This window comes from Mesorhizobium sp. W067, from assembly GCF_054719525.1.
The window spans coordinates 233,826-253,621 of record NZ_JBTTII010000001.1 but is presented as its reverse complement, the minus strand read 5'-3'; the positions used below and the strand labels follow the sequence as shown (position 1 = coordinate 253,621).

Sequence of the window (19,796 nt, the reverse complement as noted above, 5' to 3'; positions counted from 1 at the left end):
CCTTAAGTGTCCTTGTGCGCCATTGGCGGCGCGCCATTTCATTCTTTCGGATCGTGCGACTTCTCGCTTTTTCCGAATTCCGCCACAACACCTGACGAACGCAGGACATTGAGCACGCCGGCGCCAAAGCCCAGCAACAAGCCGACGACCAGACCCCATGGCGAGGTTCCCGCCACGCGATCCAGAAACCAGCCAAGGCCCACACCCACCACTATCCCGGCGATGAACTCGCTGGACAGCTTGAGCGCCTGGCCATATCCGGCCGTCGCTTTCGCGCCGTCATTCCCCTCGAGCTGATCCGGCCGTCTTGTCGCAAGCGATGCTCCAAGCTCACGCCGGCGGCGTTCGAGATCTTCGTCGCGAATGTCGGCCTCGTGCTTGCTGCCGCGGCCGGTTTCTCCGGTTCCGTCTGGCCCGTTCTTGTCGGCCATCGTAACCCCCCTGCCCGGTCAGACCGTCACCGTCCGTCCGCTTCTAAAGTCGCCGGCAACATAGTTAGAGGGTTTGCGCCCGTCAAGCCACGGGCGGGACTTCAAAGCCATGTATTTTTTCTATTGGAATCAATTACTTGGCGAGGTGCGACATCGTGCCCGGCACTATCGGGTCGGCACATGCCCCGAATCCGTCCGGCGACCGCTGTCCGATTTCGGCTTCCAGGGCCTTTGCGGTTCGTTTGCGACAGGCAAGCCGAAGGGCTCAGCTCCAGCCGCCGCCATAGGTGCGGTAGAAGATATGCAGGCCGATCTTGGTCATCTTCTGCATCGTGCGCGCCCAGCCCGGATGGACGTAGTTGGCGTAGTAGTGGGTCGATGAGCCGACTTCGGGAATGAATATCTTGCCGGCGGTGACCGCCATCGCGACGTCCTGCGCGGTCTTGTAATGGGCGGGGCTCTCGATGCGCTTCTTGCTGCCGTCGCAGGCGAAGGAGAACTGGCAGCGGTTCAGCCAGTTGTCGTTCTGGTAGACGACGCCGCAAATCGAGTTCGGATAGGCCGGATTGCGGACGCGGTTGAGAATGACCTGCGCGACGGCGGCCTGGCCGCGCACGGATTCGCCGCGCGCCTCGAAATAGATGCCGTTGGCGAGGCAGGCCTGCTCCTTCGTGGAGAAGACGCTGGCCGGCAGCGGGTTCTGGATCCACGAGTGGTCACCCTTGGCCATCGGCGGAATGAAGCGCCCGCTGCTCGGCTCCTCGTCCTGCAGCAGCGCTTCGAAGGGTGAGGCCTTGGCGTAATCGGGTTCGGCCTGGGCATAGGCGGTGGCCAGCACGTCCGGTCTGTCATTGTTGACCAACGCGGCAAGCATGGCCGGCACGCCGGGATCGGGCTTCTTGTCCACGTTGGTGTGGAAGGCCTGGGCGATCTGGATTTCCTTGCCCTTGATGCCGGGCTTGGCGAAGGCGAGCTTCAGGCCGCTGTCCATGCTCGGCCGCAGCAGCGAGGACGTGCGCTGAAAGATCGAGCCGGCATTGAAGTTCTTCGGCGGCGCCACCGGCGAGACCTGGATGATGCGGCCCTTCTTGTCGGCGCGCATGATGCGGTCCTCGTCGGGCGTGATGCCGGCGACATTGCCCTTGCCGCGAAACGAGACCTTGCCGACGCCGGGCAGGCGCACGCCCGAACCCGAGAGCGAACCGGTGGTGACGGAATCGATGAAAGGCATTTCGGCGGCATGAACCGAGCCGGCGACGGAGCGCTCGACATAAGAGTTCCAGCGGGTGCCCGAGGCTTCGAGGCCGGAAATCAAGCTGCCCATGTCCTGGTAGGCGACGACAGTTGGAAAGCCGATCCAGATGCCGAGCCCGATGACCAATGGCGATACGAAGGAACGTTTTTTCTCACCGGCGGCGGCGGCCAGCCGCTTCAGGACACGTCGATGCACGGGGAACTCTCCAGAAACGCCACTGAGCCACTGGAGAGCCAAAGTGAAGCATTAACCTTGATGCGGGGTTAACGCGGTTGATCGTGTTTTTCCGAAGCGGCCCGAAATGGGACGCCGCTTGCAGGCCGGCCAACCCGTCAGTTCGGCCGCAGGAAAATTGGCCATGCAATCATGGCGCAGAGCGCGCCCACCAGCCAGACGCCAGGCCACGACCAGATGAGCAGCAAAGCCGGAATGGCGGTCGGCACCACGAAGAAGGCGATGAAGACGAAGCTGTTGGCAAGACCGAGCGCGGTTCCGGCGCGGCTGGCGCCGGCAAGCGTGGCGAGTTCGGTGTAGGCGACGCCATGCCAGGCGGAGACCGAAATGCCGGCAACGACCAGCAGCACGTCGATCGCCGGGATCAACGCGGCATGGGCGTCTGGCGTGGCTCCTGCCGCCAGGACCAGCAGGCAGACGGCCGCGAAGCCAAGCGCGCTCGTCATGCTGCAGAGGCGCAGGAACCAGCGGCGGTTGCCATGGCGGTCGGTGAAGCGGCCGCTCCAGACGCGCATCACCATCGCGCCGGTCTGCACCGCGGCAAGGCTGGCGCTGATCGTGAGCGTGGCCATGCCGGCGAAATCGTGCAGGAAGACGGAGGCGAAGGTGAGCACCGCCACTTGCGGAAAGCAGAGCAGGCCGATGGCGGTGGCGATGCGCCAGACCTCGACATTGCGCAGCGGCGCCGGACCGCCCGACTTTGCCATGGCCATGCTGCCGGCATTGTCCAATTCCGGCGGCTGGTGCAGCCATCGCCAGGCAAACAGCGCAGAGACGGCGTTCATGGCGGCCAGCAGCCCGAAGACCGCCGCGAAACCGTGCACCGATGCCAGCGACGGCAGGACCAGCGCGCCGAGCCCGCCGCCGAGCGGCACCGCGGTCTGCCTGATGCTCATGGCAAAGCCACGTTCGCCTTCGTGGAACCAGGCCATGATGGCGCGGCCGCTGGAACCGTTGACGCTGCCGCCGAGCAGGCCGGTGACCAGAAGGCATGCGGCCAGCATTGCGACGCCAGGCACATAGGTCACTGAGGGCACGATGAACAACGCCATCAGGGCGAGCCACGCCGCGGTCGCACCAAGGCCGGTCAATAGCACGCCGCGATCGCCCCAGCGGTCGGTGAGCAGACCCCAGGGCAGTTCGCTCAAGGCAACGCCCAGTCCGAGAAGGCCGAGGACCAGGCCGAGATTGCCATTGCTCAAGTGATAGCCCGACCGCAGAAACACCGTCGCCGCCGGTATGCCGGCGAAGGTGGCGGAGAAACTGGCATTGGCGGCAACGCCGATGCCAAGCACCTTCCAGCGATGATTGGCGCGAAATCGTTCAGCCTTCGACCTGACGGCGGCGGCTCGGCCAACCCGGCCTGGCTCACAATTTGCGTCGGCAATCGACATGGCGGGACTCCTGTTGATGCCCTCTCGGGACCTTGACACCTCGTCTTTACCGCCATAACTTCATCCCGAATATCGGGAATTTTTTGACAATCGTACCCGAAAAACAGGATCGTTGAGATGCGCCGCGTAACCTTCGACCTCGATGTCCTCCGAAGCTTCGTCACCGGCATGGAACTCGGCAGCTTCGCCAAGGCCGCCGACCGGCTTGGACGCTCGACCTCGGCGGTGAGCGCGCAACTGAAGAAGCTGGAGGACCAGGCGGCGACGCCGATCTTCCGCAAGTCGGGCCGCGGACTGGCGTTGACCGAAGCCGGCGAAACCATGCTCGGCTATGCCAGGCGGCTGCTCGAGTTGAACGACGAGGCGGCCTCGGCCATCCACGACGTGGAACTGGAAGGCTGGGTCAGGCTCGGCCTGCAGGAGGATTTCGGCGAGGCGGTGCTGCCGGAGGTGCTCGGACGCTTCGCCCGCGCGCACCCCAAGGTCAAGATCGAGGCGCGGATCGGGCGCAGCTATGAACTCGCCGAGCGGATCACATCAGGCAATCTCGACATTGCGCTGGCCTGGGACAGCGGCCAGGCGCTGCCTTACAGCCGGCATGTCGGCGGCGCGCAATTGCGCTGGATCGGGCCGGCAAAGCTGATCGAGACCAGGCTGCGCGAGGGCGAGGCACTGCCGCTGGTGGCGCTGGAAGCGCCATGCCTGCTGCGCACAGTGACGACGGAAACGCTCGACCGCGCCGGCCTGCCATGGCGGATGGCCTTCTCCAGCCCCAGCCTTGGCGGCATCTGGGCGGCGGTCGCCGCCGGCCTCGGCCTGACGATCCGCACCGATATCGGCCTGCCGGCCAATGTCAGGGCGATGGCGCCGCAAACGCTGGGCTTACCCGCGCTGCCGACCATGGCGCTGGTGCTGCACCAGAAAGACGCCGAACTGGACCCGGTGGCGGCGCGGCTGGCGGATATATTGTGGCACGCGGCGGTGGCGGCGCTGCCGCAGGACGAGCGGTTGAGAGAGGTCGCTTAGACGGAAGCGGCTGTCCAGCGTAGCGTTCCGTCACACCCCCCTCTGTCCTGCCGGACATCTCCCCCGCAAGGGGGGAGATTGGATCTCGCGAATGCTTTCGCCAATTTTCAACGTTGCAAGAGAGGCTCCAAAGACGAAACGACTGATCTCCCCCCTTGCGGGGGAGATGCCCGGCAGGGCAGAGGGGGGTGCTGTCCCGCCAATCTTGCGGAGAATTCCGCAACCGTCATCGCTCACTTGCGCTTGTTCGCTCTCCCCGCGAACGGGTTGTCCGAAGTCCGCAGCGCTATCCGGATCGGCACGCCGGGCATGTCGAAGGCTTCGCGCAGGCTGTTGGAGAGGTAGCGCACGTAGGATTGCGGCATCGCGTCGGGCCGCGAGCACTGGACGACGAAACCCGGCGGCCGGGTCTTGGCCTGGGTGACATATTTGACCTTGAGCCGGCGGCCGGCGACGGCGGGTGGCGGGTGATGCGCCAGAATGCTTTCCAGCCAACGGTTGAGCTTGCCGGTGGAAACGCGGCTGTTCCACACCTTGTGCGTCTTGATGACGGCATCCATCAGCTTGTCGAGGCTGCGGCCGGTCTCGGCCGAAACCGTCACCGCCTGGATGCCGCGCACCTGCGGCAAAAGCCGTGTGGTCTTTTCGCGCAGTTCCGTCAGCAGTTCCTGCGGATTGTCGATCAGGTCCCATTTGTTGAAGGCGATGACCGGCGCCCTGCCCTCGCGGATGATCAGGTCGGCGATCTGCAGATCCTGCTTCTCGAACGGGATGGTGGCGTCGAGCACGATGATGACGATCTCGGCAAAGCGGATGGCGCGCAAGCCGTCCTGCACCGACATCACTTCCAGCTTCTCGTGGATCCTGGCCTTGCGGCGCATGCCGGCAGTGTCGAACAGTTTTAGCCGGCGGCCATGCCAGTCCCAGTCGACGGAGATGGAATCGCGGGTGATGCCGGCTTCCGGGCCGGTCAGCAGCCGCTCCTCGCCGATCAACGCGTTGATCAGCGTCGACTTGCCGGCATTGGGCCGGCCGACGACGGCGATGCGCATCGGCTTGGTGTCGTCATAGGCGGGTTCGGCGTCGGGATCGGTGATGTCCTCGCCGATCAGCACCTCGCTGGCGGCGACGTCCTCGGCCTCGTCTTCTTCCTCGCCGAAGGCGCGGTCTTTGCCCAGCGCCTCGATCACCGCGTCGCGCAGATCGGGCATGCCCTGGCCATGCTCGGCCGAGACTGGAATCGGCTCGCCGAGGCCGAGTTCCCAGGCTTCCAGCATGCCGCCCTGGGCGCCCTTGGCCTCGGCCTTGTTGGCGACCAGCACGACCGGCTTGCCGGACTTGCGCACGATCTCGGCAAAGGTGCGGTCGTCGGGCAAAAGCCCGGACTTGGCGTCGATGGTGAAGAAGATCAGGTCGGCTTCGCGGATGGCGATCTCGGTCTGCGCGCGCATGCGGCCGGGCAGCGTCGAGGCGGCCGCGTCCTCGAAGCCGGCGGTGTCGATGACGTCGAAATGCAAATCGTAGAGTCTGGCCGCGTGGACGCGACGGTCGCGGGTCACGCCCGGCGTGTCGTCGACAAGCGCCAGCTTCCGTCCCACCAGCCGGTTGAAAAGCGTGGATTTGCCGACATTGGGCCGGCCGATAATGGCGACTTTGAAGCTCATCCGGCTATCCATATCATCGCCCAAACCGCAGCGCGCCCTTGGGTCAGGCCCGAGGGCAGGCTTTGGGCGATGCGTATCATGACGCGCCCGAGCCGCGGATCAGTTCGGACATCAGCGTCGCCCGCTGGCGCGCGTTGCGCGGGGCGCCGTCATCGGCGGCGATCTGGTCGAACAGCTTCAGCGCATCCTGGGTCTTGCCTTCCTTCCAGGCGGCAAGGCCGAGCGCTTCGCGCGCCGTGTGGCGCAGCGTGTTGTTGTCGGCGGTCAGCGCCTCGACGCGGCTGGAGACATCGGCGAAGGAGCCGTGATCGACGAGCAGCAGGGCTGCCCGCAGGCGCGCCATGTCGCGAATGCCCTGCGGAATGGCGGTGTCGGCGGCGACGCCATCGAAATCCGTAACGGCGGCGGCAAAGTCGCCCTTGTCGGCCTTGACGGTTGCCGCGCGCATGCGGGCGAGCAGCGGATAGGCGCCGTAGCCGTCCTTTTCCAGCTGTTCGAGGGCGGTCAGCGCCTCGTCGCTCTTGCCGTCATTGGCAAGCTTCAGCGCCTGCGAGAAGGCATCGCCGGAGCGGTTGGCGCGGGTCTCGTCCCAATAGCGGTAGCCGACGAAGGCGGCGGTGCCAAGCACCACCAGGATGGCGAGGCCAAGGATCGCCGGACCAAAGCGGTCCCATAGCGCCTGCGCCTGCTCGCGACGGATCTCGTCGTTGACTTCGCGGATAAAACTGTCGTCGGACATCAATCAAAACCATTGCTGCCCTAACAGGGGCGCTTCTTGAGCCCGCGTTTTAGCGAAATTTCGCGGGCATGGAAGGGGCTCGGCAGGAAAATCGGCTAATCGCCGGGCGCATAGCTGCCGACGTTGATCGCACCCACGCCACATTTTGCCGATAGCCGGCTTGGACTGCCTCCAGATCAAGCCCAGATTGCCGATGCCACGTTTGTCCCGCGTTGTTGCGTTTTCCTCAGCCGTGCTTGCCATGGCTGGTGCGGCTTTCGCCGACCCGCCGGCGCCGCCTGCCCCGGCAAAGCCGAAGCAAATCGTCATCATCTCGTTCGATAGCGCCCGGGAGATCTCGCAATGGCAGCGCAGCCGGGCGCTGGCCAAGCGCACCGGCGCGCATTTCACCTACTTTCTGTCCTGCGTGTTCCTGCTGTCGCAGCAGACACGCGCCGAATACACCGCGCCGGCCAGGTCCGCGGGCAAATCCAACATCGGCTTTGCCGTCTCGAAGCAGGAAGTCGCGGACCGACTCGACCAGATCGGGCTTGCCGCTGCGGAGGGCCATGACATTGCCAGCCATGGCTGCGGCCATTTCGACGGCAAGGACTGGAGCAAGACCGACTGGCTGAAGGAATTCGCATCGTTCGGGCGCATTCTGGAGAACGCCTATACGATCAACGGCATAGCACCCGAGCCGGCAGGCTGGCACGCTATCGCACATGTGGTTGTCGGCTTTCGCGCACCCTACCTCTCGACCGGCAAAGGGCTCTACGAGGCCCTGGCTGAAACAGGCTACCACTATGACGCCAGCGGCATTTCGAATGGCCCGGTCGAGCCGCCGACCAGCGGCGGCTTGACCCGCTTTTCGCTGCCACAGATCCCGGAAGGCCCGAGTTCAAGGCCGGTGATCGCCATGGACTACAATCTCTATGTCAGGCATTCCGGCGGTTTCGAGCGGCCGAGCCAGGCAGCCGAGTTCAGCGATCGGACCTACCAGGCGTTCCGCGCCGCCTTCGACAAGCAATATCAGGGCAAGCGCATCCCGCTGGTGCTGAGCTTCCATTTCACGCTGATGAATGACGGCGCCTACTGGAACGCGCTGGAGCGCTTTGCCGACGAGACGTGCGTGAAAGCCGACGTCGAATGCATCAGTTTTCGCGATTATGTGCAGCGGCAACGTGGTAGCGAGAGGCAGGCGGCGGTGGGCGGCTGAGCCGCCAACCGTCTGTGCAAATAGGATCAAGCCGGGTCGGGTTCCTTTGCCTGGCGCGCGAGGAAACGACGATCGATATCGGGAAGCCGCTCGCCGTGGATAATTGCCTCGAAGGCACGCAGGCGCTTGTAAATGGACAGAAGCTCGACAATCGTTGTCCACGCATTGACGAGATATTGGAACGAGGAGCGCACTTGCCCGAAGGCATCGAGAATTCGGTTCAATAGACCCAAACTGATTTTGGCGGCCACCATCGTTGGGACCAATACTATATAAGGGAATATATTATCTATCTGAAGATAAAATATGCGAGCCACATTGAAATACATGTAGTGGAAGTAAAGCCTAAAGTAATTTCGCCGCACATTGTTAAATAGTTCGGCGACAGTGGGCGGCCGAGCACGATTCGGATCATCTTCACCATAAACAAGTTCTTTTCGATAGGCAGCCTCGACGCGCTGGTTACGGAATTCGAGGCCTGGCAACTTGATGCCGACGAGCGCCAAGAAAGTAGTCCCAAAAATCGACCAAACAATCGCTACCACCACTAGGGAGTAAGGGACCTCTCCGACGATTGGCAATTCAGTTACATTTTTCGACAGAACGAGGAGAACGGGCAAGAATGCGATCAGCGTCATTACCGAGCGGACCAAATTCACACCGAGTGCTTCCATCGTCGTGGAAAAGCGCATGGTGTCGTCCTGGACACGCTGCGACGCTCCTTCGATAGTGCGAAGCCTGTCCCAATAGAACATGTAGTATTCATTCATCGCCGTGCGCCAGCGGAAGATCCAATGGCTCACAAAAAATAGGTTAAGGACACCCACGGCAACGGCCAATCCAGCGACCCAGGAGATGGTCAGCAGTTGGCTGTAGAAATCCCACGGCGTTGTCGAATACGCCTTGCCGAGCGCCCGCTGTATGAGATCGTAGAACGGTCCGTACCAAGCGTTAAAGGCTACATCCACTTGAACCTGGAAATAGATCACGAAGAGAATGAGCGCGGACCCAAGGATCGACCAGTTCTGCCAAGGATGGGGTGAATACCACCTCCAAAAGCCAGCGAAAAGCGCTACGCCTGTGCCGTAGTATAGGTAGAACCAGACGAACGGGTCAGACCAAAAGACTTCAACGCCAACGGGCGTGTCGGCTGCCACCGGAGCAAGCCCAATCAGGGTACCCAGCTCTTGGCCGCCGAAAAACCAAATTATGATGAGCAAAAGGCTCCAGACGGCGGCCGAGGTGAAAAACAGCTTCGGCTGCGGGAAGAAGGATACGAACACTGTGGTGAAATCCTCGGTCGATGCGCAAATCAGCGGGGTTCAGCGGGCATAAAGTCACACATTAGGTGGAAAGCAAATGCCCGTGCCCGATGCCCGGCATCGAGCAAGACCACAATCATGGCGATTTTGGCGCGGCCGACCAGGTGATCCCAGCAGATACCAGCAATACGCCAGCAGCGACGATCGAGGCGAGGAAGAAGTTGCCCGAGGCTTGCGCCAGCAGGCCGGCGACGACAGGGCCGACGATCTGGCCGATGCCGAAGGCGGCGGTCATCATGGCGAAGATCCGGCGCGGCGCCTGCGGCACGAGCTGCCTGGCGGTCTGCAGGCCGAGTGCTGTAACGGCGATGAAGGTGCCGCCGAGCAGGACGCCCGCGAGCAACGGGCCGGCGGCGCCGCCCATGGCGACGCTGGCGGTGACGCCGACCACTTCGACCAGGCAGCCCAAGGCATAGGCGGCATAAAGCCCGATCCGTGCCGCTACCTTCTGCCACAGCCACACCGAGGGGAAGCCGGCAAGGCCGGTGACCATCCAGACGGTCGCCTCGAAGACGCGGCCGCCGCCGCCCTGGCGCACGATGGCAACGAGGAACGTCGCCGTCACCACGTAGCCGAAGCCGAACAGGCCGTAGGCAACGATAACTTTTATCAGCGACCGGTCCTTGGGCAGCGCCGGTTCGCGCCCGGCCAGGCCGGTAGCGGGCGCGGTGCCGCCGGCAAGCCAGGCGACAAGCGCAAGGCCGCCGGCGGAAATCGCCGCCGACCACAGCCAGCCCGACGCCCAGCCGGCATGTTCGGTGACCAGAACCGCCATCAGCGCCGAGGATGCCGCGATGCCGAGGCCGACGCCGCCGAAATGCAGCGCCTGCAGGTCGCTTCTGTTGGCGGCTGCCAAATGACCAAAGACGATCGAGGCCATGAACACCATGACGAAGGCACTGGCCAGGCCGGCAAGGAAGCGGATGACGACAAAGGCGGTCATCGTCTCGCTCAGCCCCATCAGGCCGGCGAGCGCAGCACTTGCGGCAAGGCCGCCAAACATCAGCAGCCGCTCGCGCCCATGCGCCCAGCCGCCGGCCGCCGCAAGCGCGCCGGCGAGGTAGCCGAGATAGTTGGCCGAAGCGATCCAGCCGGCATCGGCCGGCGACAGATGCAGTTCCTCCATCATGCCGGGCAGGATCGGGGTGTAGACGAAGCGGCCAATGCCCATGGCAACGGCCATGGCGATCATGCCGGCTACGGCTAGACGCAAGGGTGATGGCGCAGCGTTCATTGCAGCGCACAATAGATTTGGCGGCCGCCGAAACAATCCGCTTTGTGTTGGGCCAGTAGGCTCGCGACTAATGTCTAAGAATCTCAACCACAGCCGATTGCGCCGGTCTCGTAGGCGGTGCGGCGCGCCGTCAGCCGGAACGGCATGTCGCCAAGCTCGCGCTCAGACATGGTGTCGAACACCGGATGCGACAGGGGATCGATCACCCAATTGACGGCGTCGCCGGCATGGCGCGGGCCTTGCCGCGCGCCAACAGCCGCAAAGATCTTGAGCAATGATAAGATCGTCACCATCCTTGCCTCCTCGGCCCACTCGCCGGTCTGACTGTCCCGCTAAAATCTGCTCTATTCCGCCGTCTTTCAATTGAGATTTCGGCCGCGCCGGTTTAGAAAAACTGGAATGGCTATGCTGAACCGCGTCCATCTCAACGGCCTGCGCGCCGTCGAAACCGTCGCCCGCCTCGGCTCGCTGGCGGCCGCTGCCGGCGAGCTCAACGTCTCCGTCAGCGCCGTCAGCCAGCAGATCAACCGCGCCGAAAAGCAGCTTGGACAGGCGCTGTTCGAACGAACGGCGAGCGGGCTGGTGCTGACCGAGTTCGGCACGGTTTTTTCCGCCCGGCTGGGCGCCGGTTTTCGCGAGCTGGCGCAGGCGGTGGCGCTGGCCGACGAGGCAAGCCAGTGCACGCTGGTGGTTTCGGTGGCGCCGGCCTTCGCCTCGAAATGGCTGCTGCCGCGGCTGTCACGTCACTTCGACCGGCATCCCAATGTGCTGTTGCGCATCGACGCCTCGGTGCGGCTCGCCGATCTCGAACGCTCCGACATAGACATCGCCATCCGGCTCGGCGACGGCAAATGGCCGAGCGGGCGGGCGGAGCTGCTTCTGGCGCAGGAAGTCTTCCCGGTCTGCGCGCCGGTGATCGCCGAGAAACTGAAATCGATCGAAGACCTCGCGCAGACCTGCGCCATCACCGACGAGCGGGCGATGATCAATTGGGAGAGCTGGTTCAAAGCCGCTGACGTCGAACCAGTCACCTTCCGCAAAGGCGCGCGCTTCACCGACCCGATGCTGTGCCTGGAATCGGCAATCGCCGGCCATGGCGTCATGCTCGGCTGGCAATTGCTGGCCGCCGACGCGCTGGCCGACGGCCGCCTCGTCGCGCCTTTCGGCGTGCGGGCGCAGAGCGGCCTCGGCTACTGGCTGGTGACCTCGGCCACCAAGACCGAAAGCCGCAAGGTGCGCGATTTCAAGATCTGGATCCGCGAGGAAATCGCGGCGACCGTGGCGCAGTTCAGCGCGCTGGAAAGCGCTGCCTAGGGCTGTCCGTCGCGACGGTGCTGGAAAGCACAGCCGCGCCGATCTATGTTGGAGCTTCACCTCCAAGACCAAGGCAGGGCAGGATCATGACCACACATTCGCGCGGCGTTTCCGCAACCATCGACCCGGTGAAGCTCGACAGGCTGGCGGAAGTCGCCATCAAGGTGGGGCTGCAATTGCAGCCGGGGCAGGATCTGGTGCTGACCTCGTCGATCGCCGCACTGCCGCTGACCAGGCGCATCGTTGAGCACGCTTATAAAGCGGGCGCCGGCCTGGTGACCCCAATCTTCAATGATGACGAGATCACGCTGGCGCGCTTCCGCTACGGCGCGGATGCCGGCTTCGACCGCGCCGCCGGCTGGATGTATGAAGGCATGGCGAAGGCCTTTTCCAACAATGCGGCGCGGCTTGCCGTGCGCGGCGAGGACCCGTCGCTGTTGTCGGCGCAGGACCCGGCGAAAGTGGCGCGCGCCAACAAGGCGAACTCTATGGCCTACCAGCCGGCGCTGGAAAAGATCACCGGCTTCGACATCAACTGGAACATCGTCGCTTTCCCAGATCTCGCCTGGGCAAAACAGGTCTTCCCCGGCGATGCCGACGATGTCGCGGTGGTGAAGCTCGCCGATGCGATCTTTTCGGCATCACGGGTCGATGTGGAAGACCCGATCGCAAACTGGACGGCGCACAATGCAGCGTTGCGCAGCCGCACCGAATGGCTCAACGGCCATAATTTTCACGATCTGCATTTCAGCGGCCCGGGCACCGACCTCACCGTCGGGCTGGCCGATGGCCATGAATGGATGGGCGGCGCTTCGACTGCCAAGAACGGCGTCACCTGCAATCCGAACATCCCGACCGAGGAGGTCTTCACCACGCCGCATGCACGGCGCGTCTCCGGCCGTGTATCCTCGACCAAGCCGCTGTCCTACCAGGGCACGCTGATCGACGATATCTCGGTGCGTTTCGAAGAGGGCAGGATCGTCGAGGCCAAGGCTTCGAAGGGCGAGGACGTGCTGAAGAAAGTGCTCGACACCGACGAGGGTTCGCGCCGGCTCGGCGAGGTGGCGCTGGTGCCGCATTCCTCGCCGATCTCGGCCAGCGGCCTGCTGTTCTTCAACACGCTGTTCGACGAGAACGCCGCCTGCCACATCGCGCTCGGGCAGTGCTATTCAAAATGCTTCGTCGACGGCGCCTCGCTCACCCAGGACGAAATCGCCCAGCGCGGCGGCAACAAGAGTTTTATCCACATCGACTGGATGATCGGCTCCGACAAGATCGACATAGACGGCGTGCACAAGGATGGCCGCAAGGTGCCGGTGATGCGCAAGGGTGAGTGGGCGTAAGCTCGCGGAGGGCGGATGGCCTTCGACCTGACGGTCAAGCGAATTTACGAAGCACCCGCGCCCGATGATGGGCAGCGGGTGCTGGTTGATCGCATCTGGCCGCGCGGCATCAGCAAGGAGGATGCCGCGCTGACGCTGTGGCTGAAGGAGATCGCGCCGAGCGATGAATTGCGGAGGTGGTTCGGACATGAGCCGGCGCGATGGGCGGAGTTTCAGGTGCGGTATTCGGTCGAGCTGGATGGGAATAGAGAAGCGGTGGCGAAACTGCGTGGCTTGCTCGGCAAGGCCAAGGTGACGCTGCTTTATGGCGCACATGACGAGGCGCATAACAATGCGGTGGCGTTGGCGGGGTATTTGCGCTGGACGGGTTGAGAGACAGCGAACCGCTGCATACGCCGCAAGCGAAAGCCTTCACAATTAGCGATCGCCCTCCACGCGTTCGTCATCCTCGTGTCTGCGCTGCGTCGCTTCGCTCCTTGCTACGCCATAGGCTGGACGAGGCAGGGCTACGCTACTTCACCACCCCTTCATAAGCCTCCGGCTTGAACCCCACCAAAATCTCATCCCCGACCTCGAGCACCGGGCGCTTGATCATCGTCGGGTTGGCCAGCATCAGCTTCCTGGCCTTCTTCTCGTCGAGCCCTTGCTTGTGCTTGTCGGGCAGTTCGCGGAAGGTCGTGCTGCCCTTGTTGAGCAGCTTTTCCCAGCCAACCTTGCCGATCCATCCATCCAGTCTGCCCACCTCTATCCCCTCGGCCCGGTAGTCGTGAAAACGGTAAGGCACATCGTGGCCCTCCAGCCAGGTGCGCGCCTTCCTGATCGTGTCGCAGGTGGTGATGCCGTACATGGTGATCGTCAAAACGCACTTCCCTTGGGCTGGTGGTCGAATCCGCCGGACAGCCTAAAACCGTCCTTCCCGCTTTGCCAGCACCCCGGTCACATCAGCCCATTTTTAGGGCTTAATACTAAGGAATTTTCCTAAGTATCTTTCTATACCCGTCGACGGACCTCAGGATCGCCCATGCCAAGCCTCCACGCCCCAACTACAAGTCTCCCGCCGATCGACGGCATCTTCCGCGCGCTGGCTGACCCGACGCGGCGGCGCGTGGTCGAGCGGTTGAACCGCAGTCCGGCCTCGGTCAGCGAGTTGGCGCAGCCTTTCGAGATGGCGCTGCCTTCCTTCATCGAGCATCTGAAAGTGCTGGAAGGCTGCGGTCTGGTGCGATCGGAAAAAATCGGCCGCACCAGGACCTATCAGCTGGCGCCCGAACCGCTGCAGCTCGCCGAAAACTGGCTGGCCGAACAGCGCACGCTGTGGGAGCGCCGACTCGATCAATTCGACGCCTATGTGATGAGCCTCAAGGAGCAAGAAAAGTGAGCTATCCCTTCAAGCCCGACCCCAGACTGGACCTTGTGCTGGAGCGCAAGCTCGACGCGCCGCGCGAACTCTTGTGGAGCGCGATGACGGTGCCGGAGCATGTCAAGCAATGGTTCACGCCCAAGCCCTGGCTGATCACCGATTGCGAGATCGACCTTCGTCCGGGCGGACTGTTCCGGACGCGCATGCAATCGCCCGACGGCAAGGAGGTCAACGACCGCCATTGCTGCTATCTCGAGATCGTGCCGAACGAGCGGCTGGTGTGGACCGATGCGCTGCTGCCGGGCTATCGGCCCTCGGGCGAGGCCTTCATCACCGCAGTCATTTCGCTTCAGTCGGATGACAAGGGCACGCGCTACACGGCAACGGCCATCCATCGCGACCAGGCTACCCGCAACAATCATGAAGAGATGGGGTTCTTCGACGGCTGGGGCACGGTGGCCGATCAGTTGGCGCAGTATGTGAAGACCATTTGAGCTTTTCCCACTGCGGCCAGGACTTTTGTCCCGGCCGCCTGGTTTTTGGGTCGTGCAGCGAAGCGCGCCGGAACCCGACGGCACCCGGGCTCAGTAGTAGAAGCGCTCTTCTGTGATCTTGCCGTTCTTGACCGTGTACAGGCCAACCTCGTCCATGGTGACCCGTTCGCCGGTGGCCTTGGGCGTTATGTCGAACTTGAAGCGCACCGCGAACTGGTCGCCGTTGACATAGGGGCCTTCGACAGAGCCGCCATGGAGTTCGTGGTTCGCTTGCCACCATTCGCCCTTTTGCCTGAGAGCTTCCTTGCCACGGGCAATGGCCATCGGCCCCTCCATCGCTTCGAGGCTGACGATATCATCGGCATTGTACTTTTCACCAGCACCCAGGTGATCCCCCTGCTGGAGCATTTCGGTGAAATCCTTGGCAACATCCGCGATGGTCATGTGTGTTCCTCCTGTTCAGACTGGTTTGAAGTAGGGAAGCGCTTGCCGGCCCGCCACCTTTACCCACACGACAGCTGACAAGGTGTGTCAGGACGATGATATAGCGCGGCTGTGTGACGACGATTGCGGCGGCGTCGGACAGCGACTTCGGTTGCAGACAAAAGCCAATTCCGCAATGCTGGGTGCATGTGCAACCTCTACAACATCACGACGACGCAAGAGGCGGTCCGCCAATGGACCCGCACATTGCACGATATCAGCGGCAACCTCGAACCTTCGCTTGATGTCTATCCCAATCAACCTGGGCTGGTCGTTCGCAACAGGGCGGATGGGGAGCGTGAACTGGCGAAACTGCTTTGGGGTTTGCCAACGCCGCCCGAGCGCATGAAAGGTAAGGCCGACTACGGCACCACCAACGTTCGCAATCCGCAATATTCGCACTGGCAGCAATATGTGGGCGTCGAGCACAGATGTGTCGTGCCGGTGACCAGCTTCGCCGAGCCCAGCCCTGCGGCGAACGATAAAGACCCGGAAACAGGAATCCAGCGAAATTACTGGTTTGCCCGTGGCGAGAGCCGGCCGCTGTTCTTCTTCGCTGGTTTCTGGACGTCTTGGCAGGGCGTGCGAAAGGTCAAGGACGGTCCCGGCGACTTCGAGCTATACGCCTTCATGACCACCAAGCCTAATGCTCTCATTGCGCCGATACATGAGAAGGCTATGCCCGTGATCCTCACCACGCCGGAGGAAACCGAGGCTTGGCTGACGGCGCCATGGTCGGAAGCACGGCGTTTGCAGCGGACGGCGCCCAACGACGCGTTGGTGATCGTTGAGAAGCCAGCCACACAGATCAAGTTCCCACCACAGGCCCCGGCCCAAGGGTCTCTGTTTTAGCCCGAAATCGGCTCTCCTCAATCGTCGTCTCGCCAGATTACCCGGCGAACCATGCGGATTTCGACAAGACGTCTGACGCGAATTTTAAGGCGTTCAGCAGCGCTTGGCAGAATGATGCCTGCATCGAGCTCACGACCTTTGCAGCGCTCGCACCGCATGTGCCGCTCCACATCCCAAAAGGGGATATCACCAACCAGCTTTGCGAGATCGCCAGGCAGATAGTGTCGAGTGATGTTGCAGTTCCGACATCGAACACGAATTAGCTGCCCGACTTCATGCGCCAAGCAGAGGGTTTGCACATTTCGGCGCGGTCGGGTGCTTAGTTCGGGCATCCCGCAAAGTAGGAATATGTTCCTTTGCGAGTCAATTCACACTTAATTCCACCTTGGCGATCTTCACAGCAGGTTAAATCCAACCGTCGATGAAGGGATTGGGTTGGATCAGCTTGGCAGCATAGGGCAGTTGGCACCACGGCGCAGGCTGATATGCGCCACGTCGCCGACGCTGAATTGAAAGCCCTCGGCCTGGCGCGGCGCATCGATCACCACCGGCAATCCCTGCCCCAGCTCAGCATGCAGCCGCAGCGTGCGGCCGTGGAAGACGATGGAGTTGACGCGCGCCGGCGCGGTGCCGGCGGCGGCATCGGTGGTGGCCAGCAAGTCCTCGGGGCGAACGCCGATGGTGCGCTCAGTGCCTTCGCCGGGTGTGTCGCCGGTTTCAGATGTTGCTTCCAGCGAAAGCCCGCCAGCGGCGAAGCGCAGGCGGTCGCCGTCGCGGCCGATGAAGCGCGATTGCAAGAGGTTCATGGTGCCGATGAAGCTTGCGACGAATTTCGTCGCCGGCCGGTCGTAAAGCGTAGCCGGCGGCGCGATCTGCTCGATGCGGCCCTTGTTCATGACGACGATGCGGTCGGAGATCGACAGCGCTTCGGTCTGGTCGTGGGTGACCATGACGAAGGTGGTGCCGAGCCGCGACTGCAGCCGCTTCAGTTCGACCTGCATCTGTTCGCGCAGATGCGCATCGAGCGCCGACAGCGGTTCATCGAGCAGCAGAACGCGCGGCTCGCAGACTATGGCGCGGGCGAGCGCGACGCGCTGGCGCTGGCCACCCGACAGTTCGGAAACGCGGGCGCCGAGCTTGTCGGCGAGGCCGACCATATCGAGGGCTTCGCGGACGCGCTTTGCCTGCTCGGCGCCGGACAGTTTGCGCAGCGACAGGCCGAAGCCGACATTCTCGGCGACGTTCATATGCGGGAACAGCGCATAATCCTGGAACACGGTGTTGACGGGACGGTCGAACGGCCTGAGCGCGGTGATGTCGCGACCATCGAGCAGCACCTTGCCGCTCGACGGGCTCTCGAAACCGGCAATGACGCGCAGGCTGGTGGTCTTGCCGCAGCCCGAGGGCCCGAGCAGGGTGATGAACTCGCCGCTGATAATGTCGAGATCGACGGCGTCGAGCCCGACAATGCCGCCGGGGAAAACCTTCGAGACCGTGTCCAGGCGTACCAGCGCATCAGGCGCCATCGCGAACCTCGGACGGCTTGGTGGTGTTGACCCAGAGGATCTGGCAAGGCTCGGTGCCGGGATTGCGGAAGGCGTGCAGAAGCGTGCTCTTGAAGGCAAAGGAGTCGCCGCTCTTCAGCACGTATTTTGTCGAGTCCACCACCAGTTCGACCTCGCCCGACAGGACATAGCCGAACTCGTGACCGATATGCGCATAGGCTTCCGCCGTGCCGCCATCGGCTTCCACGGTCACCAAGAGGCCGGTCAGCGCCGCGCCCGGCGGCGACAGCAGCGCCTTGGCGATGCCTTCCGACTTGACCGGGAGCTGCCGCCTTTTGTCGGCGCGCACGCAATAGAGATCGTTGGCGGCTTCGTTGCCGTCGGTGATCAGCGCCGAAGGCTCGATGTCGAGCGCGGCCGCAAGCGGCCAGATCACCTTGACGCGCAGCGAAGACAGGCCGCGCTCGATCTGGCTCAGCGCACCGATGGAGACGCCGGCTTTTGCTGCCAGCTCGGCCAGCGACAAATTGCGCTCCAGCCGCAGCGCCCGCACGCGCCGGCCGACGCGAATGTCGGCGTCGGCCTTTGGTTTCTCGGTTGCGTCGTCAAGCATGTCCATGCGTGGGTCCTTGTAACTGTCCTATTGGCGCGGCGCAGCGCCGAAGAGCTCCCCCTTCTCCCCTTGTGGGAGAAGGTGTCGCCGAAGGCGACGGATGAGGGGTGTTCCAGCGGAGTGAGACGTTGGCGTTCCCTGGACCACCCCTCATCCGTCTCGGCGCTGCGCGCCGATCCACCTTCTCCCACAAGGGGAGAAGGTGAGGTCTGCGCTGCTCACCCCCCGGCCTTCACCTTCTCGAACATCTTCGCCACATCGTCGTTCTGCTTCATCGGGCCGGTGAAGATGGTGGTCTTCAGCATCACCTCCGGGTCCGCCGGCAATTGCAGCTTGTCCAGTTCGTCCTTCGCCACGCCGGCGAAGGCGGTGCTGAGCGAGCTGCCATAGCCGTAGGCCTGGATCAGGTACTTACCCGAGTCGGCGTCGAGCCGGCTGTTGATGAAGTCATAGGCGAGGTCGACGTTTTTGGCGTCCTTGAGCATGACGAAGCCGCAGGCCCAGGTCAGCATGCCCTCCTTCGGCTTCATGAACTCGACCGGCACGCCCTGCTTCTTCAGCGAGGTTGCCGACGCGTTCCAGGTCATGGCGGCGACCAGCTGGCCGCTGGCCAGCGCCTGTTCGACCGAGGTCATGTCGGTGGTGTAGTTGGAGAGCAGGGGACGCTGCTCGCGCAACTTTTCCGCCACCTTGTCCATCTGCTCGGGCGTCATGTCGAAGGGGTTTACGCCGGCCAGAAGTGCGGCAACGATCGGGGTGTCATGCACGGCATCGATGGTCGCCATGCGGCCGGCATATTGCTTGTCCCACAGAAGGTTCCAGCTCGCTTCCGGGTTCTTCACCAGATCGGTGCGGTAGAGGATCGAGGTGTTGCCCCAATCCCACGGCACCATCCAGACCTTGCCGTCGCCGGCCTGGATGTCGGGCAGGTTCTTGAACACCGGGAAGATCGAATCCCAGTTCTTGATGCGCTTGGTATCGATCGGCTGCAGCAGGCCTTCCTTGTTCCAGCGCGCCACCTTGTCGTAGCAGGGATGGGCGATATCGGGGCGGAAGCCGGCCTTGACCTTGGTGAAGGCATCGTCGTCGTCGCCGAAGATCGAGGCCTCGACGCCATCGGGATGGGCCGTCAGGAAGCTCTTGTTGAAGTCTGGCAGTTCATAGCCGGACCAGGTGAAATATTGCAGCTTGTCGGCGGCGAAGGCGACAGTCGACGACAGGACGATTGCAAGCGCGGCAAGCCCGGTGCGGGCTGTCTTTGCAGTGATCGATTTCGGGCCAGTGATCGATTTCAGCCCAGTAATTGATTTCGGGTCGAATGCCATTTCGGTTCTC

General features: G+C 63.1%; 21 protein-coding genes. 8 read left to right on the top strand and 13 right to left on the bottom strand.

Annotation, left to right across the window (positions count from 1 at the left end):
- Positions 1–38: 38 nt before the first annotated feature.
- The 3 genes from ACYG97_RS01110 to ACYG97_RS01100 form a co-directional block, all read right to left on the bottom strand.
- Positions 39–431 carry an AtpZ/AtpI family protein gene (locus tag ACYG97_RS01110; RefSeq protein WP_023668486.1) on the bottom strand — a complete coding sequence of 131 codons (393 nt, stop codon included), beginning with the start codon at positions 429–431 and terminating at the stop codon, positions 39–41.
- Between the two features lie 265 nt (positions 432–696).
- Positions 697–1,881, bottom strand: coding sequence for a cell wall hydrolase (locus ACYG97_RS01105; RefSeq protein WP_023732128.1), 1,185 nt, complete (start codon positions 1,879–1,881; stop codon positions 697–699).
- A gap of 137 nt (positions 1,882–2,018) precedes the next feature.
- Complete coding sequence (locus ACYG97_RS01100) at positions 2,019–3,314, bottom strand: MFS transporter (RefSeq protein WP_023732129.1); 1,296 nt, start codon at positions 3,312–3,314, stop codon at positions 2,019–2,021.
- Between the two features lie 117 nt (positions 3,315–3,431).
- Here ACYG97_RS01100 and ACYG97_RS01095 point away from each other — a divergent pair, with 117 nt between their 5' ends.
- Positions 3,432–4,340 (top strand): LysR substrate-binding domain-containing protein, encoded by a 909-nt coding sequence (locus tag ACYG97_RS01095; protein WP_023732130.1) that lies wholly within the window; start codon positions 3,432–3,434, stop codon positions 4,338–4,340.
- Between the two features lie 233 nt (positions 4,341–4,573).
- Here ACYG97_RS01095 and der read toward each other — a convergent pair whose 3' ends face one another.
- Positions 4,574–6,004: a ribosome biogenesis GTPase Der gene (der, locus tag ACYG97_RS01090; RefSeq protein WP_023732131.1), complete on the bottom strand. Its 1,431-nt coding sequence runs from the start codon at positions 6,002–6,004 to the stop codon at positions 4,574–4,576.
- A 76-nt stretch (positions 6,005–6,080) separates the two neighbouring features.
- Complete coding sequence (locus ACYG97_RS01085) at positions 6,081–6,743, bottom strand: tetratricopeptide repeat protein (protein WP_023732132.1); 663 nt, start codon at positions 6,741–6,743, stop codon at positions 6,081–6,083.
- A gap of 193 nt (positions 6,744–6,936) precedes the next feature.
- Between ACYG97_RS01085 and ACYG97_RS01080 the strand changes: the two genes are divergently transcribed.
- A complete protein-coding gene (locus ACYG97_RS01080) occupies positions 6,937–7,941 on the top strand; it encodes a polysaccharide deacetylase family protein (RefSeq protein ID WP_023732133.1) in 1,005 nt (334 codons plus the stop codon).
- Between the two features lie 26 nt (positions 7,942–7,967).
- Here ACYG97_RS01080 and sbmA read toward each other — a convergent pair whose 3' ends face one another.
- From sbmA to ACYG97_RS01065, 3 genes are all read right to left on the bottom strand, one after another.
- Entirely contained in the window at positions 7,968–9,224 is a 1,257-nt protein-coding gene (sbmA, locus tag ACYG97_RS01075) for a peptide antibiotic transporter SbmA (protein ID WP_023732134.1), read from the bottom strand.
- Between the two features lie 115 nt (positions 9,225–9,339).
- Positions 9,340–10,497 (bottom strand): YbfB/YjiJ family MFS transporter, encoded by a 1,158-nt coding sequence (locus ACYG97_RS01070; RefSeq protein ID WP_023732135.1) that lies wholly within the window; start codon positions 10,495–10,497, stop codon positions 9,340–9,342.
- Between the two features lie 83 nt (positions 10,498–10,580).
- Positions 10,581–10,790, bottom strand: coding sequence for a hypothetical protein (locus ACYG97_RS01065; RefSeq protein WP_023732136.1), 210 nt, complete (start codon positions 10,788–10,790; stop codon positions 10,581–10,583).
- A gap of 106 nt (positions 10,791–10,896) precedes the next feature.
- On the opposite strand from ACYG97_RS01065, the gene ACYG97_RS01060 reads away from it, so the two are divergent.
- From ACYG97_RS01060 to ACYG97_RS01050, 3 genes are all read left to right on the top strand, one after another.
- Positions 10,897–11,811, top strand: coding sequence for a LysR substrate-binding domain-containing protein (locus tag ACYG97_RS01060; RefSeq protein ID WP_023732137.1), 915 nt, complete (start codon positions 10,897–10,899; stop codon positions 11,809–11,811).
- 86 nt (positions 11,812–11,897) lie between these two features.
- A complete protein-coding gene (locus ACYG97_RS01055; RefSeq protein WP_023732138.1) occupies positions 11,898–13,154 on the top strand; it encodes an aminopeptidase in 1,257 nt (418 codons plus the stop codon).
- Between the two features lie 15 nt (positions 13,155–13,169).
- Positions 13,170–13,526 (top strand): DUF488 domain-containing protein, encoded by a 357-nt coding sequence (locus ACYG97_RS01050; RefSeq protein WP_023704867.1) that lies wholly within the window; start codon positions 13,170–13,172, stop codon positions 13,524–13,526.
- A 139-nt stretch (positions 13,527–13,665) separates the two neighbouring features.
- On the opposite strand, the gene ACYG97_RS01045 is transcribed toward ACYG97_RS01050, so the two are convergent.
- Entirely contained in the window at positions 13,666–14,013 is a 348-nt protein-coding gene (locus tag ACYG97_RS01045; protein ID WP_023687095.1) for an ArsC family reductase, read from the bottom strand.
- A 162-nt stretch (positions 14,014–14,175) separates the two neighbouring features.
- Here ACYG97_RS01045 and ACYG97_RS01040 point away from each other — a divergent pair, with 162 nt between their 5' ends.
- Positions 14,176–14,532 carry an ArsR/SmtB family transcription factor gene (locus ACYG97_RS01040; RefSeq protein WP_023687094.1) on the top strand — a complete coding sequence of 119 codons (357 nt, stop codon included), beginning with the start codon at positions 14,176–14,178 and terminating at the stop codon, positions 14,530–14,532.
- A complete protein-coding gene (locus ACYG97_RS01035; RefSeq protein ID WP_023732139.1) occupies positions 14,529–15,008 on the top strand; it encodes an SRPBCC family protein in 480 nt (159 codons plus the stop codon). Before ACYG97_RS01040 ends, ACYG97_RS01035 begins: the two co-directional genes overlap by 4 nt.
- 90 nt (positions 15,009–15,098) lie before the next feature.
- Here ACYG97_RS01035 and ACYG97_RS01030 read toward each other — a convergent pair whose 3' ends face one another.
- Positions 15,099–15,452 carry a nuclear transport factor 2 family protein gene (locus tag ACYG97_RS01030; RefSeq protein ID WP_023732140.1) on the bottom strand — a complete coding sequence of 118 codons (354 nt, stop codon included), beginning with the start codon at positions 15,450–15,452 and terminating at the stop codon, positions 15,099–15,101.
- Between the two features lie 186 nt (positions 15,453–15,638).
- On the opposite strand from ACYG97_RS01030, the gene ACYG97_RS01025 reads away from it, so the two are divergent.
- A complete protein-coding gene (locus tag ACYG97_RS01025; protein WP_023732141.1) occupies positions 15,639–16,343 on the top strand; it encodes an SOS response-associated peptidase in 705 nt (234 codons plus the stop codon).
- A 440-nt stretch (positions 16,344–16,783) separates the two neighbouring features.
- Here the strand turns inward: ACYG97_RS01025 and ACYG97_RS01020 are convergent, their stop codons facing one another.
- From ACYG97_RS01020 to ACYG97_RS01010, 3 genes are all read right to left on the bottom strand, one after another.
- Positions 16,784–17,869 (bottom strand): ABC transporter ATP-binding protein, encoded by a 1,086-nt coding sequence (locus ACYG97_RS01020; RefSeq protein WP_023687090.1) that lies wholly within the window; start codon positions 17,867–17,869, stop codon positions 16,784–16,786.
- Positions 17,859–18,467 (bottom strand): helix-turn-helix domain-containing protein, encoded by a 609-nt coding sequence (locus ACYG97_RS01015; protein ID WP_023687089.1) that lies wholly within the window; start codon positions 18,465–18,467, stop codon positions 17,859–17,861. Before ACYG97_RS01015 ends, ACYG97_RS01020 begins: the two co-directional genes overlap by 11 nt.
- 212 nt (positions 18,468–18,679) lie before the next feature.
- Complete coding sequence (locus ACYG97_RS01010; RefSeq protein WP_023668506.1) at positions 18,680–19,786, bottom strand: ABC transporter substrate-binding protein; 1,107 nt, start codon at positions 19,784–19,786, stop codon at positions 18,680–18,682.
- Between the last annotated feature and the right edge of the window lie 10 nt (positions 19,787–19,796).

Coding starts and splice junctions, on each gene's coding strand:
- ACYG97_RS01110 (WP_023668486.1), bottom strand. CDS start 431: ATGGCCGACAAGAACGGGCCAGACGGAACCGGAGAAACCGGCCGCGGC.
- ACYG97_RS01100 (WP_023732129.1), bottom strand. CDS start 3,314: ATGTCGATTGCCGACGCAAATTGTGAGCCAGGCCGGGTTGGCCGAGCC.
- ACYG97_RS01095 (WP_023732130.1), top strand. CDS start 3,432: ATGCGCCGCGTAACCTTCGACCTCGATGTCCTCCGAAGCTTCGTCACC.
- der (WP_023732131.1), bottom strand. CDS start 6,004: ATGAGCTTCAAAGTCGCCATTATCGGCCGGCCCAATGTCGGCAAATCC.
- ACYG97_RS01085 (WP_023732132.1), bottom strand. CDS start 6,743: ATGTCCGACGACAGTTTTATCCGCGAAGTCAACGACGAGATCCGTCGC.
- ACYG97_RS01080 (WP_023732133.1), top strand. CDS start 6,937: ATGCCACGTTTGTCCCGCGTTGTTGCGTTTTCCTCAGCCGTGCTTGCC.
- ACYG97_RS01070 (WP_023732135.1), bottom strand. CDS start 10,497: ATGAACGCTGCGCCATCACCCTTGCGTCTAGCCGTAGCCGGCATGATC.
- ACYG97_RS01065 (WP_023732136.1), bottom strand. CDS start 10,790: ATGGTGACGATCTTATCATTGCTCAAGATCTTTGCGGCTGTTGGCGCG.
- ACYG97_RS01060 (WP_023732137.1), top strand. CDS start 10,897: ATGGCTATGCTGAACCGCGTCCATCTCAACGGCCTGCGCGCCGTCGAA.
- ACYG97_RS01055 (WP_023732138.1), top strand. CDS start 11,898: ATGACCACACATTCGCGCGGCGTTTCCGCAACCATCGACCCGGTGAAG.
- ACYG97_RS01050 (WP_023704867.1), top strand. CDS start 13,170: ATGGCCTTCGACCTGACGGTCAAGCGAATTTACGAAGCACCCGCGCCC.
- ACYG97_RS01040 (WP_023687094.1), top strand. CDS start 14,176: ATGCCAAGCCTCCACGCCCCAACTACAAGTCTCCCGCCGATCGACGGC.
- ACYG97_RS01030 (WP_023732140.1), bottom strand. CDS start 15,452: ATGACCATCGCGGATGTTGCCAAGGATTTCACCGAAATGCTCCAGCAG.
- ACYG97_RS01025 (WP_023732141.1), top strand. CDS start 15,639: ATGTGCAACCTCTACAACATCACGACGACGCAAGAGGCGGTCCGCCAA.
- ACYG97_RS01020 (WP_023687090.1), bottom strand. CDS start 17,869: ATGGCGCCTGATGCGCTGGTACGCCTGGACACGGTCTCGAAGGTTTTC.
- ACYG97_RS01015 (WP_023687089.1), bottom strand. CDS start 18,467: ATGGACATGCTTGACGACGCAACCGAGAAACCAAAGGCCGACGCCGAC.
- ACYG97_RS01010 (WP_023668506.1), bottom strand. CDS start 19,786: ATGGCATTCGACCCGAAATCAATTACTGGGCTGAAATCGATCACTGGC.